The organism is Pedobacter nyackensis (genome assembly GCF_032678475.1).
GTDB classification, from domain to species: Bacteria; Bacteroidota; Bacteroidia; order Sphingobacteriales; family Sphingobacteriaceae; genus Pedobacter; species Pedobacter nyackensis_A.
This window is the reverse complement of sequence record NZ_JAVTSF010000007.1, coordinates 1-16,272: the sequence shown is the minus strand read 5'-3', so window position 1 is coordinate 16,272 and position 16,272 is coordinate 1. Positions and strand designations below refer to the sequence as shown.

Sequence of the window (16,272 nt, the reverse complement as noted above, 5' to 3'; positions counted from 1 at the left end):
AAGAGCTATAGTTCTTCTTTAAGTGCCTGATAAAAATCCTTAATGGGTTGAAATGAAGGATGCAACGAAACCACTTCACCAAAAACAAGTAATGCCGGAGCTTTGATGCCCTTTTCTTCAACCAGTTCTACAATTGTATCTACGATGCCTATAGCCAGTTTTTCGTTTTCCGTTGAGCCACTTTGAATGACTGCTACCGGCAATTGATGCTTGCCTTCATTTTGGTACAATTTAACTATTTCCTTCAATTTGCCCAAGCCCATCAAGACTACTACAGTGGCCTTAGACCGCGCCGCTTCATACAAATCATTAGAGATCTGACCAGAAGCAGTAGTACCCGTAACCACCCAGAAGCTTTCGCTTAATCCACGGTGTGTTACTGGAATTTGTTGTAAACCAGGTACAGAGATAGAGCTCGATAAGCCGGGAATTACCGAAACCGGGATACTGTATCCAGCTGCATAGTCCAGTTCCTCATAGCCCCTGCCAAATACAAAAGGATCACCACCTTTCAAACGTACCACATGACCATAATTAAGAGCATAATCCACCATCAGCTTGTTTATGGCATCCTGACCATAAGAATGTTCACCAGATCTTTTGCCCACATACACCCTGATGGCATTTGGATTGGCGTAATCTAAAATACCTTCATTCACCAGCGCATCATACAAAACCACATCAGCAGTCTTCAATGCATTCGCTCCCTTTAAGGTAATCAGTTCAGGATCACCGGGTCCGGCGCCTACTAAAGTGATTTTTGGTTCTTTATTGTTAATTTGAGTGATCATTGAAATTGCTCCTCTCTTTTAGCTTTCATTTCGTTATAGAACTTATCAACAGCGGCTAAATAGCTTGTTGCAAACTCCTTAGTAGGTTCATTTTTATTAATTTGCAATACCAGGTCATTAAATGTACCTTCCAGTTTCACCTCGCCTGTTTCAATATAATTGGTATCAAACTCACGGATGATTCCGATTTGTGTGCTACTGTTTACTCCTTTATCCAGTAGTAATGCTTTGGCTGTACTTACAAATACGGCATAGGTATGATAAATGGCATCAGACCAGGCTTCGGCTTCAAAAGAGGCTTTCGCCCAATCCAGCTTTTCTTCTGCTTCCAGCAGTAAAGTAGCCACCAGATCGATCACCACACCGGCACATTCGCCTACACCAATAGCAGGAACAAATATGCCTTCATGGCCCCAATCCACATACTCCTCATCAACAAGTGTCGTTAAATCAGCCAGCGGCTTTAACATCTGGTAAAAATAATCTTTACCGTTGCGATCGTAATATGCGTGGAAACTTTCTTCTTTTTCGGCATTGGCTGCAAAATCATTCAATATAGTTCTCAGTACATCAGTTGCACGTTTAGATGGTGCTTTAATAACACGCTCTGCTACCCTTCCAGCTCCATCACCAATGGTACCGCCACCCAGCATTACCTGTACTGCCGGAACAACTTTTCCGTTGGCTTTTACCGAACTTCCGTGAAATCCAATGTGCGCCAATCCATGTTGTCCGCAGGAGTTCATACAACCGCTGATTTTAATTTTAATGTCTTTGTCGTAAATCAATTCCGGATATTCTTCATAAATCACATCCTCTAAAGCAACAGATAGAGACATGCTGTTAGAGATCCCCAGATTACAAGTATCTGTACCAGGGCATGTTGTTACATCACCCACACTATCAAAGCCTGGTTTTGCAAACCCCAGCTCTTTAAGAGCAACAAATAAGGCTGGCAATGCGGCTTCTCTTACAAACTTGAGCATTAAGCCCTGGTTTTGAGTGATCCGGATTTCATCCGCTGCATAAGGTGCAATGGCTTCTACCAGTTTACGTGCCTGCTCGGTAGGGATATCACCTTTGGTTACTTTAATGTATACAGCGTAAAAACCATCCTGCTTTTGGGCAGTTACATTTGTAGCACGCCAGTGTTTGTAATCTAAGGCATCCAGCACCCCCTCCAAAACAGGATACTCAATTAACTGAGGAATCTGTGGCTGCGGAACGGTGTCGCGGTCTATTTTAAAAGATTTAGATTTGTTGGCAATACGTTCTTCTTCAATTAAGCGTAACACTTCTTCCAATCCTAGTTTTTGTACCAGGTATTTTAAACGTGCTTTGTTTCTGTTTGTTCTTTCACCATAGCGGTCAAATACCCTTAGTACCGATTCGGCATAAGGAATGATCTGATCTTCGTGTAAAAACTCATGAACCAGTTCGGCCAGAAAAGGCTGAGCGCCTAGTCCTCCACCCAGCATCACTTTAAAGCCGCGCTCGCCCTGTTCATTTATTTTAGGGATAAAACCGAGATCATGGATATAGCTAAATGCAGTATCCTTTTCATCAGAAGAGAAGGAGAACTTAATCTTCCTGCCCATTTCCTGGCAAATCGGGTTACGCAAAAAGTAAGTAAAGAAAGCATGTGCATAAGGAGAAACGTCGAAAGGTTCGTTCGGATTGATACCTGCATCAGGTGAAGAGGTAACATTACGTACTGTATTTCCACAAGCTTCACGAATGGTTACATCGTCACGTTGCAACTCTTCCCACAACTGAGGAGTACGGTCTAAACTTACATAGTGAATCTGAATATCCTGACGGGTGGTGAGATGCAGGTTTCTGCTCGCATACTCATCCGACACATCCGAAATGCGCAACAATTGCTGGAAGGTTACTTTACCAAAAGGCAGTTTAATACGTACCATTTGTACGCCTGGCTGTCGTTGTCCGTAAACCCCACGTGCTAAACGCAGACTTCTAAATTTCTCATCATGGATTTTACCTTCGCGAAATGCTCTGATCTTTTTTTCAAGATCAATGATATCTTTTTCGACAATAGGGTTCTCTAACTCTGTCCTAAAACTTTGCATACTAATTGGTCTTATTTAAAAAAAGCTTCTCTGTCTGGGTGACCGGAGAAGCTTCAATATCTTATCTCAACAGCCTATAATTTTACCTATACATGCAGTGCATATTCAGGTAGATAAGGATGTTGTTAGTTTTGTTCATAAAGCAAATATATAAAGTATACAGGACTAGTAGTATATTATTTTGTAATAAATATGTAAATTGATGTATATCAGACTATTATTATTTAACACTATTACACCTATCCTCCGAAATCTTTGCATGTGCTAGATTTAGGTGATATTCCATTAAGCCTATTTGTATGCCGTTATTCAAAACGGGAGGTTAGATTTAATTGGGTGCAACGAGTAACGAAACAATTAGCAGGAATTGGATTATAATACAAGGAGTTTTGAAGGAGGATGTCAGTTGCTGACCAGCAGTAAAAAACATAGTCCGGGGAGAGCTCCCTAAGCCTTTGTAATGAATACACCCTATCTGAATAATTCCAGCACGTTGAGTCCGCCTTTTTCCTGTAAAAAGGCGGACTCAACGCGGACTCATTGCGGACTCACTGCACTGTCATTCCAAACTCAGACCTAATTCTATCTTACCCTTGTCTGAACTAAGATAATCTACCCACTTCACCGACTCAATACCTTGCTTCACCCCCCTTTATACCCTACTTTGTAGAAATAACCTACTGATATCTTACTGACATATCTACCTTTGCAAAAACACTTTGCTGTCAGAGTTGTAATTTAAAAAAATGAAACGAAAAATAAACCTCCTGCCCTTTGCAGTAATTGCTCTACTATTCTTTTTAATTAACAGCTATGTACTTTCCGGTATTCATACACTGAGCATTAACCCTATTATTACCCCAGTATTCTGGACATTTATCACCATAGTAATTGCGGCACTAATCTATTCCATATTAAGAATGCGCGACAACGGAATGGACATGATTTTTAAGATCGCTACCCATGCTTTTCTTGTGTTACTTGTAGCAGAGCTGGTTTTTATCCTGTTTTTAATACCTCTCGACATATTTCATTTAATTACTGGCGGTTCTAGAAATATATATTGGGTAGAATTTGCAGCATTCCTCTTTACCCTCACCATTGCTATATTTATATATGGCATTATAAAAGGAAAATATGCCTATCGGGTAATTAAACACACTTTACACTTCGATGATCTGCCGGAGAACTTCGACGGTTTTACCATTACCCAAATATCAGATGTACACGCCGGCAGTTTTCAAAATCCAAAGGCGGTACAAAGAGGAATTGATCTGATTAAAGCCCAAAGATCGGATCTCTTTGTATTTACCGGTGACCTTGTAAACAATAAAGCGGAGGAAATTGTACCATGGATTAGCTACTTCTCGCAAATTAAAGCACCTTATGGACAATTCTCTATATTAGGAAACCATGATTATGGCGACTATATAAAATGGGAAAGCGACGCCGAAAAAAGAGCTAATCTGCAACAATTAAAACAATATCATGCAGAACTAGGCTTCAGACTATTGCTGGATGAACATGTTGAATTGTATAAAAACGGAGAAAAAATTATATTGGCTGGTGTAGAAAACTGGGGGATCGGCTTCGGGGAACGTGGTGATCTGAAAAAGGCATTAGCAGGTACAAATGCTACAGATTTTAAGGCATTGCTATCTCACGACCCCACTCATTGGGATAATGAAGTAAAAAAACTCCCATCAAAAGTAGCCTTAACCCTATCCGGCCACACCCATGGTATGCAATTCGGTATCGAAGCATTTGGTTTAAAGTGGAGCCCTGTTAAATACAGATATGCACATTGGGCAGGCATTGCAAATGAAAATGGCAGATTCCTGAACATCAACAGGGGATTTGGATTCCTTGGATTTTCAGGTCGAATAGGCATCTGGCCTGAAATTACAGTAATTGAACTTAAGAAGTCAGGTATTTAATTTATCATAGAAAGGTTGTTTTCTAACAAAATGAGACTTCAATTGTTTTAATTCTATACTTTTGCATACTATACTTAACTTACAAGTATACATTATAGAGCCTTAATGGAACAAAACAAATTGAGAGAAGAAACTTTAGTTGCACCTACCCCTACGGATGACCTTAAAAGAGTATTTCAGGATAGAAAGAGAACAAATATTTTAAACGCTGCAGAACAAAAAACGATCTCCTTTCTTGTTCAAAGAGTTCCAGATTTCATTACCTCTAACATGCTTACATTTACCGGTACACTGGGCTCTGTTCTGGTACTGGCAGGATTTATTCTGGCTACTTACCTAAGCAGAAATTACCTGCTATTGGGCGTTGCCGGACTGGCAATAAACTGGCTTGGCGACTCATTAGACGGCCGTGTAGCTTATTATCGCAACATCCCTCGTAAATGGTATGGTTTTTCTCTCGATATCATTATGGACTGGGTAAGCACCGTGTTAATAGGTCTGGGTTACCTGGTATATGCGCGAAGTGCATATGAGTTGATTGCCTTTATCTTTGTTGTCCTCTATGGATGGGCTATGATTATTTCACAACTCAGGTATAAAATTACCGATGTTTACAGTATAGATTCTGGTCTGGTAGGCCCTACAGAAATTCGTATTATAATCGCACTTATGCTTATTGTTGAAACCATATTTGGTCACCTTTTCGAGTATTTTGCCAGCGGAATTTGCATTACCCTTTTCATCATTAATATTATAGACACCAGGAAGCTTTTAAAGCTTGGCGATATACGGGACGATATGGAACGAAAAGCTAAAAATAACGCTGCTTAATGAGTAAAAAGAAGTCTGTTTTTGTATTTGCCAAGGCACAGGTTTCGGCGTTTACTGGCGGATTGCTTGATTATACAGTGATGATCCTGTGCACAGAACTATTGCACATTCATTATACCATATCCATTGCTATCGGTGGAATTATAGGTGCTGTGCTGAACTTTTCTGTTAACAGATACTGGACTTTCACAGATAATAAAGCCAGCAAATCTCCTGTCGGGTTCCAACTGGTTAAGTTCGTTTTTGTAGTGGCTGGTAGCATCGTCTTAAAATCATCCGGCACCTATTTATTTACCAACTGGCTAAAACTCGATTATAAGATTACCAGGATTATGGTCGACATTATTGTTTCCCTTGGTTTCAATTATGTTTTGCAAAAATACTGGGTATTTAGAAAGCCTCAAGTCAAAGAATTACAGCAACAGAATTAAAATTACCTTTTGTTCTTTAATAGAAAAGGCTCAAGTACCTTTTGCCAGATTTCATAACCATTGGACTTCATATGTAGGTTATCTGTTAAAAAAACATCTTTAAACACCTCTCCATTTCCATCAATCATTGGTGTCCACACATCAGCAAAAGCAGTAAACTTCTCTTTTTTTACATACTCTTTAAGCGCCTTATTAAATGCCTCATACTTATCCTTTAAATTCCACCTTGCTACACTTGGTTTTACTGAAATAAAAACGACCGGAACTCCTGGAAATGCCAGAGCAATCTTTTTTCTCAGTGTTTTAGCTCGTCTAATCAATGTTTCGGTATCAATACCTGCGGCAATGTCATTATCACCTTCATAAACGAAGATCTTTGCAGGCTTGTAAGGCATGATTACCCGATCTGCGTAATGTATTAGATCTTCAAACTTTGATCCGCCAAACCCTCTGTTAACTACATAAGATTCAGGAAAATAGTTGGCAATATCTTTCCAGTTGGTGATAGAAGAACTACCTACAAACAGGTTTGAACCAGGCTGCACATTTTCTATAGCATCACGTTTATCGAAAGCCTTTATGTCTTTTTCGAATTTTTCGGGATTGTAAACCTGAGCGTATAGTACTGTAGAAGAAAAAAGTAAACAGGCTGCAAAGCTGCTTCTTAACAGTAAAAAAAATAACAATAGGAAACGGTTCATTACAATTTATATTTTAGTGACATAATCTACTGTTTTTTTATTTAATCTTTAGTTCATTACTGTACACCGCCTGGTATCCCGTTACAAGATTGATCTTTTTGACCTCTCCTTTCACGTCTTCCAATTGTATTTTAACCTCTCCTATTTGTGCTTTAAGCTCTTCAATTTGCTCCTCTACCTCTTCCAATTGTTCTTCTATCTTCTCCAATCGCCCCTCTACCTTCTCCAATCGTTCGTATATCTTCTCCAATCGCCTCCCTACCTTCTCTAATCGATCCTCTACCTTATCCAATCGTTCGTCTACCTTTTCCAATCGTTCGTCTGCCTTTTCCAATCGATTCTCAATCGTTTCGAAGCGTTCCTCCACTTTTATAAAACCTGAATCTATTTTTTGATTTACCTTATCGAATTTACCAGCTACATTTTCGAAGCCAGCTTGCATACCATGGCTTATTTCTTTAACATGTTGTAATAGCTGTGTAATTGCACCTTCGAATGCTATAACCTTTGTTTCTAATTTTTCCATATTAAACTTTTAGTTATTCGAACGTCCTAATTTTTTTACAATAACACCAAACAAAACATAAATTATTTTTACAAACAAGACAATATCTATATTAATAAAACAATTTCATTCAATTATCGCCCCTATTGATTTCCCTAAGAAACACTTTAAATTATGCATATACAGCCTAAATAAATTATATGTCGCAATGCCCCCCTTTAAATGGCGGTTACATACCGTATTTACCATTTTTAAGAGTCGTATATTAGTATGAATACAAATGCTTAACGATTATGAAAAACTCAATTTATCCTTGCCTCACCTTAAAAGGTAAAATTGCAGAGGCGTCAGACTTTTACATTCAGACCTTCGAAGATGGGAAAATATCCCAGACTTCGCCTTTCGTTATACAAATTGAACTAAGTGGACAAAAAATCATGCTACTTAATGACGGTCCAACATCATCTCCTAACCCCTCAATTTCGTTTATGGTGATGTGTGAAAATGAAGCTGAAACAGAAAAATATTGGAATAAGCTAATAGCTGATGGCAAGGCATTAATGCCGCTTGACAGTTACGAATGGAGTACTAAATATGGTTGGGTTGAAGATAAATATGGTGTTTCATGGCAATTGTATACTGGTGATAAAGCCGATACCATCCAAAAATTTTGTCCTACTTTAATGTTTACTGGTGAAGGGTGTGGCAAGGCTACTGCTGCAGTTCATTATTACACGGGATTATTTCCAAACTCCCACCTTCAGGGAATATTAAATTACAGTAAAGAAGACGGAGAATCTGAGGCATTGGTAAAACATGCACAATTTAAAATCAGTAATTTTGTAATGATGGCCATGGATAGCTCAGCAGATCATGGTTTTGGCTTTAACGATGCCATATCATTGGTAGTCGAGTGTGAAAATCAGGCTGAAATTGACAAATATTGGAGTAATTTAACTAGCGAAGGTGGTTACGAAGTTGCCTGTGGCTGGTTAACAGATCAATATGGCATCAGCTGGCAAATCATTCCTAAAGAATTAGGAAAATTGATAAGTGATCCTATACGCGGCCAAAGAGCGATGAATGCGCTTATGCAAATGAAGAAACTTGTAATCGCAGATTTAGAAAATGCATAGTAAACCGATTGTTATGTAACAACAAAGCCCGCATTTATACAGGCGGGCTTTATTTATGTAAAATAATTTGATTAAACGGTTAAAACTTAATGGAAAGCTTTTCGGCAGTAAGCGAGCCGTCTTTGTAGTATTCAAAATACCATTCCCCGTTCTTTTTAAGAACAATTCCATTAGCTGTTCCATTATCAGCTATAAAACAATCCTGTACAGAGGTTTTAAACAAGGTTAAAACTTTTTTTGGTGTAGTATCTATCAACTGATATCCATTAGCTGTTGCCTGGGCATACAGTGTTCCTGAAGCGTTTACTACTGGAACAACGCTGGCTGCTGCCGGCAGAGCAACAGGAGCTGCTGTCTGGGTAGCTGGAACTGACGACGCAGGAGGAACTGGAGGAGCTACTGTAACAATAGCAGTTTTAACTTCATTATTTCCAGCAACATAAGCATAAGGAACCTCTTCCAAAGACGTAAAAGCATCGCGCAGGGCTAAATTATAAGATGTACTAAATTCTTTCTCTCTACTTTTCCCCTCTTTACTTTTGAAAACAACATTGTTCTGGCAGTCTTTTAACAATAATGTAAGATTAGTACTAAACATACTCTTCTTTTCCAGCACCTCTACATTAAGAGCTGTACATTTATTATTGGCAATTTCCTGTGGCAATTCGGAATTATCATAATAAACTGTGAATCCCTTTTCTTCGAGCAAGGCCTTGGCCAACGTATTTAATCTATACTGATTAGCTTGCTTTAAAAAACTGAATTTTTCAGGTACCAGTACATATTTGTAGTTATTGATCGTATTCTGAGCGTACCCTGAAAATGAGATCAATACAAAGAATAATAATGCGTATTTTTTCATTGGAGAATAATTTTATTTTTATCGTTCATGGAATATTTGAAAATGGTCCATATTCACTATACACAAATATAGAATTTCAATTTAAACTATCTTCTAGCAGGACAGATCAAATTCTATATTTCCATAACCTTTCCCATTCACCATAATTTCTACAAGATGTTTACCTGTATAATGTTTACGCGTAGTTAGATCTTTAAATAATTGCCTTTTAGAAACTAAAATTAACTGCCCCGGCAACAGTGTAATTTCCTTCAGTTTAAACACCTTTTTAGATTGTTCTCCGGATGCCTTTGCATAATGAATTGCATAATCAATAACCAACTTCTGTGAACTATCCTTTAAACTTTTAAGTTCAAAACTAAACTGCATTTCCTCTCCCAATTTAAAATGAAACATATTCAGTTTAAAGTTATCTATGCCCACTTTCACATCTTTCTCAAAATTGAACAGCGACAATGAATCCTGATCTCCTTTTTTTATAAGTGTTCTACTGGCATGCTTAATGATCCAACTGGTATGTGGATTACTGTTATCCCAACCTTTCATTAATTCCAACATATAAGCCGTATTGTCTTTCGAGATATCGTTCAAATGATTCGCGACCGATTTACGTACATAAGGAGTCTCATCGGTTTTTAATTTTTCAAGGATATCCTTAGTAAGCGAAGGTTTTTTAATAATCTGATCCAACTTAAACGACCATGGTAAGCGCGGTCTGCTGCCCTCAGATGCCAATCGCCTCACATGATGATCTTTATCCTCAGCCCAAGTCTGCATCACTTTCAGTGTTTTATTCAGATCTGTCTTTAAAAATTCCCTGATCGCGAATTCTGAAGAACCGAGGGATGTAAAATCCTTAAGGGCTTCCATAGAAAGATCAAAATGATCTTTTCCGTAAAGCGCTACAAAATCCGGCAGTACCAGCGCTGTATACCCTTGTCTTAAAGATGGAGCCGCACCATAAAGAACAGCAATAGCTTTTTTAAAATCTCCAGGCAAATGCTGATGCAATGTGACACTGGTATTGCGAAGTCGACCGTTAAGTGTCAATTCATCAAGATTGGCCGTAACATCTCCAACAAAGGCCTTGGCATTAAAATTTTTATCTGCATGAGCAAAAACACCAGCAAAGTGCTGATAAAATTCGCTGTTAAACATTTCTTTTAGTGGTTCCATTAACGACTGTGTAATTGAGTTTGCAATTTACATTTATTAATGGAACCAGCATTCTAAGTCTGTTGTTATAAATTCCATCCTCCATCAATACCTGCAAGGGGCCATAAAATCTGTTTGACAAAAGTCTCATGAAAAAGTAATGGTGCCGGAACAACTAACCAGAAAAAGACCCATATTTTCCTGATCACATGATGTTGTAAGATCAGGATTTGGTTATTGATTAATATCTTTTCGAAAATGACCAGACAACCATGGATTAAAAAATATAGAAAAGGTAAACCAAAACCACTATTTACCGGAACACTAAGTGCTAGTTCGTGTAAAATACCTGAAAAGGCAAAGCCAGCAAAAACAGCCCAGGTATGACCTATTTTAGTTCTTAATGGCCTGAATATGGCAATACTCGTCATTTCACTAAAGGCCAGATTCCACCGCCTGCTCCAAAACTCAGCCAGGCTGTTGGATTTCAACGGAGATCTAAAAAGATAGCTAGCATTTACCCCTGAAAATCGCCAGATCCCTGCGCTTATACTCAATAGACCGAAATGTAAAATAAGACTAAAAGCGACCAATAAAATCACAGAAGAAAAGAAATCAATAAGTTTCGGATCTATTTCTAAAAGTAATACCTGATGAACTAAAAATATCAACATAAGTCCAACACCAATCCTTTTTATTCCAAAACAGATCATCATCCAGGCATTTTCTAGTGATTTCCCACCGTAGCTGGCAAATAATCTCGGTTGCATTCCAGCCCATCCGAAGCAAAACAACAACCATTGTATTAAATTTAATTCATACTTTTCTTGGTTATAACTTTGAATAGTAACGATCACTTTCATACAAGTAAAAGTTGTTGAAATAAGGGCCCACATTTTAATTATCGCATTTTGTTGTTGAAAAACCAGGTAAATAAAAATTAAACAAAGGGGAAGTAATGTCCACCCCAACCAGATCAAGTGCTTCTTAAAACTCATAAATCCGGTAAAAAAGAGAATTAAGTTTATAAATACAAAGGAAATGACTGCGGGGAATAGGTTATCCATATTAAATCAATAAATAATTGGCGTAAAACGCAAGACTATTTATGATACTCAATGCCACAAAGAGCCCAACTAAAGCAACCTCTCCCAACAAGTATAATTTTCCCGCGGGAAAGCTCTTTCTATCAAAATACAAGAACTGTATCAATACTCTGGAAATCCAGTAAACTGCAATGAAACCGCATACCAATAAAGAAATTAAAGAGCCATTAAGCAATTCACTGACAGCGAAAACAGAAAGTAATCCAAAACACAGGTTGATCACAAAGATGTAAGCAGCATATGTCCAGAACATTTGTTTAATCATTGTATTGACCTTACTCAATTCTTCCTTCCACTTTAATATTCCCGGGATCACAAGGCTTCCGGCGGCCAAAGCCAATTGAGCTATTCCTGCTAAAAATATAGCAGTTTGTAGGTCTGGTTTCATAACTACATTATTTATAAAAGAATATTAATAGAACAGCAATGCTATACAACATCCAGGTAATGGTTAGCACCCAACCAATTTTCAGCAATTTACTTCTCCGGATGTGTTCAAATAACATGAGACCAGCAACTGCGAGAAACCATAACATGTAAAAAAAAGGATCTATAGTTAGCCATATTGAAGTTAATAAAGCAGGTAACAGCAACAATGCTCCAGCAAAGGATATCGTCATCATATTCCCGAGATACCCCCATACTTTCCGTCTATTCAGCAGGGTAATAATAATCCCCTGAAAAATGATTTGTCCACCGCAAACAAAATATTCGCGGTAAGCATTTCCAGCAGGAAGCAGTTCTTTCATTAAGCCAGTATAAACAGAAAGTATATAAGCCGTCACGAACCAGGTAAAAACAAGATAAGCGATGCGGTAGTGTAATTTAAATGTTGGCTGGAATTGAAAACTCTGGTCTTTTAGAGGAGGTACAATAACCCGCCTGTTGTAAGCGATAAAAGCATACACCTTGCTCATCAACCAGACAAAGGGTTTGAATCTAAAAATCGGACCGAAAAAAGGCATTATCAGTGCAAAGATTTTAAATAAACTTTCGATGCCATAAGTCACCTCCCCTGTATCTTGATTTACCAATGCGATTTCGTTGGCAGCACGTTGGCGGTCTACCATAGGACAAGCTTGCGTTGACAAATCCTGGTAGGCAGCTCTCCCCTCCTTTTCCAACAAACCAGTACTCACAAATGCACTTGTATACATGCGGCACATCGGACATTCTTCATCAAACAGGATCAGGTGGTTTTTCAGCGTTTTCATATAGTGTTATTTAATAAAGCTATTCATCATTCAAATCGTTATACTTATTGAAGTTTCAATAAAAAATGAAACATGTATTGCAAAAAAATATTCTATTTGAATATTTTAAAAATCGAGCCCCAAAACCAGCTTTCTTCAGCCTTTAGCATAGTGTCTAAGGTTTTATCTACATTCTTAGCCAGTTTATTAATATCCTTAACGGATTTGCTGAAAGTTTTAAATTCAGGATCCTTAACATCTCCCTCTACATTCGACAACTCATCAAGGATTTTCAGAACCGGATCCAACTCTCGCTTTCTTCTTTCTTTAGCTACTTGCCGGGCAATATTCCACGTGTCTTTATCCGCATAAAAATATTCTTTACGTTCACCTGCTTTATGTTGTTTTTCCACCAGTCCCCAGCCAATTAAATCTCTTAGCGTCATGTTCGCATTCCCCCTTGATATGCTCAAATCTTTCATAATCTGCTCTGTGGTTAGTGCCTCATGAGAAACAAGTAACAACGCATGGACCTGTGCCATTGTACGGTTAATCCCCCATTCTGATCCTAATTTACCCCAGGCCTCTATGAATTTTTGTTTTGCTGCTGCTAATTCCATGTACAAATATAATCAATATATTAAACTTTCAAAATTTACTGAAAGTTTAATTAAAAAAATAAACATAGGGAAATCGATGTCATTACAACTTGCAAAAGACAGCTATAATAAAACAGAGTTATATAATGGTTTTATTAGTCTTAACACAATTATGTGACAGATAAGCGAAGAAACTTAGTTAAATTTGTGTAATGAACAATGATATTGCAGTTATATTTGACATGGACGGTGTAATTTGCCACACCAATCCTTTCCATTCTCTTGCCTTTCGTGAATTTTTCTCGACCAGAGATTTAGCCCCAACAGATGAAGAATTTGCACAACATATGTTTGGCAAAAGTAATAGCTACATTTTAAGCCACTTTCTTAAACGCCCGGTTACAGGCGATGAACTTTTGCAGATGGAAGCAGAAAAAGAAGGACTGTTCAGAAAAATTTACGAACCGCATATCGAACCTATAACTGGAATTGTTGAATTTATATCAGACTTAAATGCTAATGGAGTTAAATTAGGCGTAGCTACATCAGCACCATATGCGAATCTGGAGTTGATACTAAGCAAAGTAAATATTCGCGAAAGATTAGGTTCTATACTAGCTAGTGAAGATGTAAAGAAACACAAACCGGATCCTGAAGTCTATTTAAAATCTGCCGATAATCTTGGCGTAGCACCTGAAAGATGCCTGGTATTTGAAGATTCTTTCTCTGGCGTCTCAGCAGCATTAAATGCCGGAATGAAAGTAGTCGGAGTATTAACATCGCATAGTAAAGAAGAACTTCCACCATGTAATTTATATATTGACAACTACACCGATCTTTCTTATAATAAGGTTATAAAAATGTTCAACAACTAATTCAATTAGCATTATAAGATGGAAAATGAAAATAAGAACCCTTATGTCCAGTTCACTGAGCAAATATTAAAGGATTGGAAAGCGAATGGCGTAGACTATATAAAACTCGTGGAACTGGATACAGATCTTCCAATTAAATTCTTCGAATTAATACCCAACTCGGAAATTCCTGATGCCGGGGAAACCATTTATCATATCGATTCGGAAGATATTACAGAGCTTTTAGAACCACTAAAACATGCTAAATTTTTAGTTCACGAAATATACCTGGAAGAAGAGGAGGATATCTAAACCTATCCAAAATACTCAATTCAGCTTAATTTCAAATAAACTAAACGAACCATCTTGATAATGTCGGGGAAGGCCTGTAGTATTCTTTAATTTTACAACGCCAAGATAATCGAATCCACAGCTAACATAATAGTTGTTCAATCGCTCGTTACCACTACCTGTATCCATTCGTACATACGATTTACCTTTTTCTAAAGCATACTGTTTAACCCAGGTTACAATATGCTTTACAAAGTGTTGCCCTCTAAACTTGGGGTTTGTAGCTATACGATGTATATAAACAGCAGGATCTTTATCTTTTTCTTCCCATATCAAAGGATCATTTAAAGCTAAAGTGAAGACACAAGCTAATTCATTATCAATAACGATTTGCCATTGAACCTTCTCATCTATTGTATTTTCTACCATGCTTCTTTCAAATCCCTGCCACTTTAAATTACCTACCTCTCCCTGGTACACCGTAGCGTAATCATAAAGTTGAAAAATTGCATCTATATCCTGATGAGTACTCTGTATAAACTCCATTTTGTATTTAATTTCTACCTGTAAATCTATATACTTTTAATAAACAATAACGGATACAGATATTATATATTTTAGGGTAACAGATGAGATGTTCTGGCACTCTCCCATCCTATTATAGCCGTTTTACGAGTGTTTCCCCACATATAACCACCGAAAAGACCTGTCGACTGAATTACGCGGTGACAGGGGATTAAAAAAGCTACTGGATTACTGCCAATAGCTGTACCTACAGCGCGTGACGCATTTGGATGCTCAACCTGTTTCGCAATAGTACCATAGGTAGAAACTTGCCCCATTGGAATTTTCATCAATGCTTCCCATACCTTTAACTGAAAATCAGTTCCTTTTAAATGCAGCTTAATTTCAGCGATCTTGGTCCAGTCATTTTGAAAAATAAACAGAGCATTTTGCTGAATCAGGTCCAACTTTCTGACAAAAAAAGCATTCGGAAACCTAAGTATTAAATTTTCTAAGGCTTGAACTTCATTGTCTTCAAAAGCCATATAACATATACCCTTAGCCGTTGATGCCACGATAAGGTTGCCAAAAGGGCTTTCAGCAAAACTATAATTAACACTCAGATTTTTCCCTCCATGTTTGTATTCTGCGGGTGTCATTCCTTCAATATTCACGAATAAATCATGTAGTCTGCTTGTACCAGATAAACCGGTTTCATAAGCAGTTTCAAAAAGCGTAGACCTATTCTCCATCAACATACGTTTCGCATGTGCTACACTAATGTACTGCAGAAACTTCTTGGGGCTGGTACCTGCCCATTCGGTAAAAAGCCTTTGGAAGTGAAAAGGACTTAGATGTACATGTTCTGCGATTTCGTCAAGACTAGGTTGCCCTTTAAAATTTCCCTTGATATAATCTATTGCACTGGCAATACGCTTATAATTAAGCTGATCTTGTGTTTCCATATCATTAATTATTTACCATACAAATATGAAAAGACTAATCCGTCGCTAAAATCCGAAAATTGCTCAGGTTATACAAATATCATTTTTTTTGAACCCAATTACCTCTTTATTTACCTTTTTGTTTAAAACCAATTGATGTTCTTAGTTTGTCTTCTTTTTCTATAAATTAGTTTAGGTAAGTAAATAAGATTTCTATCTTCTAATATTACGTCGTACCGTTTGCTTTAGTACTTTGGTTTCTACACCATACAATTCTGAGAGATCAATATCCAACATAACCTGAAGAAATGTCCAAAACCGCTATAAATAAATGAAGATTGG

19 protein-coding genes are annotated in these 16,272 nt (G+C 37.6%); 6 read left to right on the top strand and 13 right to left on the bottom strand.

The window, feature by feature from the left end; all coding sequences use genetic code 11:
• Nucleotides 1–5 precede the first annotated feature (5 nt).
• Entirely contained in the window at nucleotides 6–791 is a 786-nt protein-coding gene (gene cobA / locus R2Q84_RS19895) for a uroporphyrinogen-III C-methyltransferase (protein ID WP_316818352.1), read from the bottom strand.
• Nucleotides 788–2,881 carry a HEPN domain-containing protein gene (locus tag R2Q84_RS19890; RefSeq protein ID WP_316818351.1) on the bottom strand — a complete coding sequence of 698 codons (2,094 nt, stop codon included), beginning with the start codon at nucleotides 2,879–2,881 and terminating at the stop codon, nucleotides 788–790. The genes cobA and R2Q84_RS19890 overlap by 4 nt, the downstream gene beginning before the upstream one ends.
• A gap of 746 nt (nucleotides 2,882–3,627) precedes the next feature.
• On the opposite strand from R2Q84_RS19890, the gene R2Q84_RS19885 reads away from it, so the two are divergent.
• From R2Q84_RS19885 to R2Q84_RS19875, 3 genes are all read left to right on the top strand, one after another.
• Entirely contained in the window at nucleotides 3,628–4,818 is a 1,191-nt protein-coding gene (locus R2Q84_RS19885; RefSeq protein WP_316818350.1) for a metallophosphoesterase, read from the top strand.
• Between the two features lie 105 nt (nucleotides 4,819–4,923).
• Nucleotides 4,924–5,649 (top strand): CDP-alcohol phosphatidyltransferase, encoded by a 726-nt coding sequence (locus R2Q84_RS19880; RefSeq protein ID WP_316818349.1) that lies wholly within the window; start codon nucleotides 4,924–4,926, stop codon nucleotides 5,647–5,649.
• A complete protein-coding gene (locus tag R2Q84_RS19875; protein ID WP_316818348.1) occupies nucleotides 5,649–6,080 on the top strand; it encodes a GtrA family protein in 432 nt (143 codons plus the stop codon). The genes R2Q84_RS19880 and R2Q84_RS19875 overlap by 1 nt, the downstream gene beginning before the upstream one ends.
• Nucleotides 6,081–6,082: 2 nt before the next feature.
• On the opposite strand, the gene R2Q84_RS19870 is transcribed toward R2Q84_RS19875, so the two are convergent.
• Nucleotides 6,083–6,781 (bottom strand): GDSL-type esterase/lipase family protein, encoded by a 699-nt coding sequence (locus tag R2Q84_RS19870; RefSeq protein WP_316818347.1) that lies wholly within the window; start codon nucleotides 6,779–6,781, stop codon nucleotides 6,083–6,085.
• A 37-nt stretch (nucleotides 6,782–6,818) separates the two neighbouring features.
• On the bottom strand, nucleotides 6,819–7,307 hold the full coding sequence (locus tag R2Q84_RS19865) for a hypothetical protein (protein ID WP_316818346.1): 489 nt from the start codon (nucleotides 7,305–7,307) through the stop codon (nucleotides 6,819–6,821).
• Nucleotides 7,308–7,579: 272 nt separating this feature from the next.
• Between R2Q84_RS19865 and R2Q84_RS19860 the strand changes: the two genes are divergently transcribed.
• Nucleotides 7,580–8,422, top strand: coding sequence for a VOC family protein (locus R2Q84_RS19860; protein ID WP_316818345.1), 843 nt, complete (start codon nucleotides 7,580–7,582; stop codon nucleotides 8,420–8,422).
• A 79-nt stretch (nucleotides 8,423–8,501) separates the two neighbouring features.
• On the opposite strand, the gene R2Q84_RS19855 is transcribed toward R2Q84_RS19860, so the two are convergent.
• The 6 genes from R2Q84_RS19855 to R2Q84_RS19830 form a co-directional block, all read right to left on the bottom strand.
• On the bottom strand, nucleotides 8,502–9,284 hold the full coding sequence (locus R2Q84_RS19855; RefSeq protein ID WP_316818344.1) for a hypothetical protein: 783 nt from the start codon (nucleotides 9,282–9,284) through the stop codon (nucleotides 8,502–8,504).
• A gap of 93 nt (nucleotides 9,285–9,377) precedes the next feature.
• Nucleotides 9,378–10,460 (bottom strand): DNA alkylation repair protein, encoded by a 1,083-nt coding sequence (locus R2Q84_RS19850; RefSeq protein ID WP_316818343.1) that lies wholly within the window; start codon nucleotides 10,458–10,460, stop codon nucleotides 9,378–9,380.
• 65 nt (nucleotides 10,461–10,525) lie between these two features.
• A complete protein-coding gene (locus tag R2Q84_RS19845) occupies nucleotides 10,526–11,302 on the bottom strand; it encodes a membrane bound O-acyl transferase family-domain-containing protein (protein ID WP_316818342.1) in 777 nt (258 codons plus the stop codon).
• Nucleotides 11,303–11,507: 205 nt separating this feature from the next.
• Complete coding sequence (locus R2Q84_RS19840; protein ID WP_316818341.1) at nucleotides 11,508–11,933, bottom strand: hypothetical protein; 426 nt, start codon at nucleotides 11,931–11,933, stop codon at nucleotides 11,508–11,510.
• 7 nt (nucleotides 11,934–11,940) lie between these two features.
• On the bottom strand, nucleotides 11,941–12,759 hold the full coding sequence (locus R2Q84_RS19835; RefSeq protein ID WP_316818340.1) for a DCC1-like thiol-disulfide oxidoreductase family protein: 819 nt from the start codon (nucleotides 12,757–12,759) through the stop codon (nucleotides 11,941–11,943).
• 92 nt (nucleotides 12,760–12,851) lie between these two features.
• Nucleotides 12,852–13,358, bottom strand: coding sequence for a GbsR/MarR family transcriptional regulator (locus tag R2Q84_RS19830; protein WP_316818339.1), 507 nt, complete (start codon nucleotides 13,356–13,358; stop codon nucleotides 12,852–12,854).
• Between the two features lie 191 nt (nucleotides 13,359–13,549).
• Here R2Q84_RS19830 and R2Q84_RS19825 point away from each other — a divergent pair, with 191 nt between their 5' ends.
• Together R2Q84_RS19825 and R2Q84_RS19820 are read left to right on the top strand one after the other, a co-directional pair.
• Complete coding sequence (locus R2Q84_RS19825; protein WP_316818338.1) at nucleotides 13,550–14,212, top strand: HAD family phosphatase; 663 nt, start codon at nucleotides 13,550–13,552, stop codon at nucleotides 14,210–14,212.
• An 18-nt stretch (nucleotides 14,213–14,230) separates the two neighbouring features.
• Nucleotides 14,231–14,503 carry a hypothetical protein gene (locus R2Q84_RS19820; protein WP_316818337.1) on the top strand — a complete coding sequence of 91 codons (273 nt, stop codon included), beginning with the start codon at nucleotides 14,231–14,233 and terminating at the stop codon, nucleotides 14,501–14,503.
• Between the two features lie 15 nt (nucleotides 14,504–14,518).
• Here R2Q84_RS19820 and R2Q84_RS19815 read toward each other — a convergent pair whose 3' ends face one another.
• The 3 genes from R2Q84_RS19815 to R2Q84_RS19805 all read right to left on the bottom strand — a co-directional run bounded on the left by R2Q84_RS19815 (nucleotide 14,519) and on the right by R2Q84_RS19805 (nucleotide 16,227).
• Nucleotides 14,519–15,028: a GNAT family N-acetyltransferase gene (locus R2Q84_RS19815; protein WP_316818336.1), complete on the bottom strand. Its 510-nt coding sequence runs from the start codon at nucleotides 15,026–15,028 to the stop codon at nucleotides 14,519–14,521.
• A 71-nt stretch (nucleotides 15,029–15,099) separates the two neighbouring features.
• The gene (locus R2Q84_RS19810; protein ID WP_316818335.1) at nucleotides 15,100–15,951 is read right to left on the bottom strand and encodes a methylated-DNA--[protein]-cysteine S-methyltransferase; all 852 of its coding nucleotides are present in this window, start codon (nucleotides 15,949–15,951) and stop codon (nucleotides 15,100–15,102) included.
• A 192-nt stretch (nucleotides 15,952–16,143) separates the two neighbouring features.
• Nucleotides 16,144–16,227, bottom strand: a complete 84-nt coding sequence (locus tag R2Q84_RS19805; protein WP_316818688.1) for an ORF6N domain-containing protein — start codon at nucleotides 16,225–16,227, stop codon at nucleotides 16,144–16,146.
• Nucleotides 16,228–16,272 lie beyond the last annotated feature (45 nt).

Excerpts from the sequence above, each read along its gene's own strand:
- cobA (WP_316818352.1), bottom strand. The coding sequence starts at position 791 with ATGATCACTCAAATTAACAATAAAGAACCAAAAATCACTTTAGTAGGC.
- R2Q84_RS19890 (WP_316818351.1), bottom strand. The coding sequence starts at position 2,881 with ATGCAAAGTTTTAGGACAGAGTTAGAGAACCCTATTGTCGAAAAAGAT.
- R2Q84_RS19885 (WP_316818350.1), top strand. The coding sequence starts at position 3,628 with ATGAAACGAAAAATAAACCTCCTGCCCTTTGCAGTAATTGCTCTACTA.
- R2Q84_RS19880 (WP_316818349.1), top strand. The coding sequence starts at position 4,924 with ATGGAACAAAACAAATTGAGAGAAGAAACTTTAGTTGCACCTACCCCT.
- R2Q84_RS19875 (WP_316818348.1), top strand. The coding sequence starts at position 5,649 with ATGAGTAAAAAGAAGTCTGTTTTTGTATTTGCCAAGGCACAGGTTTCG.
- R2Q84_RS19870 (WP_316818347.1), bottom strand. The coding sequence starts at position 6,781 with ATGAACCGTTTCCTATTGTTATTTTTTTTACTGTTAAGAAGCAGCTTT.
- R2Q84_RS19865 (WP_316818346.1), bottom strand. The coding sequence starts at position 7,307 with ATGGAAAAATTAGAAACAAAGGTTATAGCATTCGAAGGTGCAATTACA.
- R2Q84_RS19860 (WP_316818345.1), top strand. The coding sequence starts at position 7,580 with ATGAAAAACTCAATTTATCCTTGCCTCACCTTAAAAGGTAAAATTGCA.
- R2Q84_RS19855 (WP_316818344.1), bottom strand. The coding sequence starts at position 9,284 with ATGAAAAAATACGCATTATTATTCTTTGTATTGATCTCATTTTCAGGG.
- R2Q84_RS19850 (WP_316818343.1), bottom strand. The coding sequence starts at position 10,460 with ATGGAACCACTAAAAGAAATGTTTAACAGCGAATTTTATCAGCACTTT.
- R2Q84_RS19845 (WP_316818342.1), bottom strand. The coding sequence starts at position 11,302 with ATGAAAGTGATCGTTACTATTCAAAGTTATAACCAAGAAAAGTATGAA.
- R2Q84_RS19840 (WP_316818341.1), bottom strand. The coding sequence starts at position 11,933 with ATGAAACCAGACCTACAAACTGCTATATTTTTAGCAGGAATAGCTCAA.
- R2Q84_RS19835 (WP_316818340.1), bottom strand. The coding sequence starts at position 12,759 with ATGAAAACGCTGAAAAACCACCTGATCCTGTTTGATGAAGAATGTCCG.
- R2Q84_RS19830 (WP_316818339.1), bottom strand. The coding sequence starts at position 13,358 with ATGGAATTAGCAGCAGCAAAACAAAAATTCATAGAGGCCTGGGGTAAA.
- R2Q84_RS19825 (WP_316818338.1), top strand. The coding sequence starts at position 13,550 with ATGAACAATGATATTGCAGTTATATTTGACATGGACGGTGTAATTTGC.
- R2Q84_RS19820 (WP_316818337.1), top strand. The coding sequence starts at position 14,231 with ATGGAAAATGAAAATAAGAACCCTTATGTCCAGTTCACTGAGCAAATA.
- R2Q84_RS19815 (WP_316818336.1), bottom strand. The coding sequence starts at position 15,028 with ATGGAGTTTATACAGAGTACTCATCAGGATATAGATGCAATTTTTCAA.
- R2Q84_RS19810 (WP_316818335.1), bottom strand. The coding sequence starts at position 15,951 with ATGGAAACACAAGATCAGCTTAATTATAAGCGTATTGCCAGTGCAATA.
- R2Q84_RS19805 (WP_316818688.1), bottom strand. The coding sequence starts at position 16,227 with ATGTTGGATATTGATCTCTCAGAATTGTATGGTGTAGAAACCAAAGTA.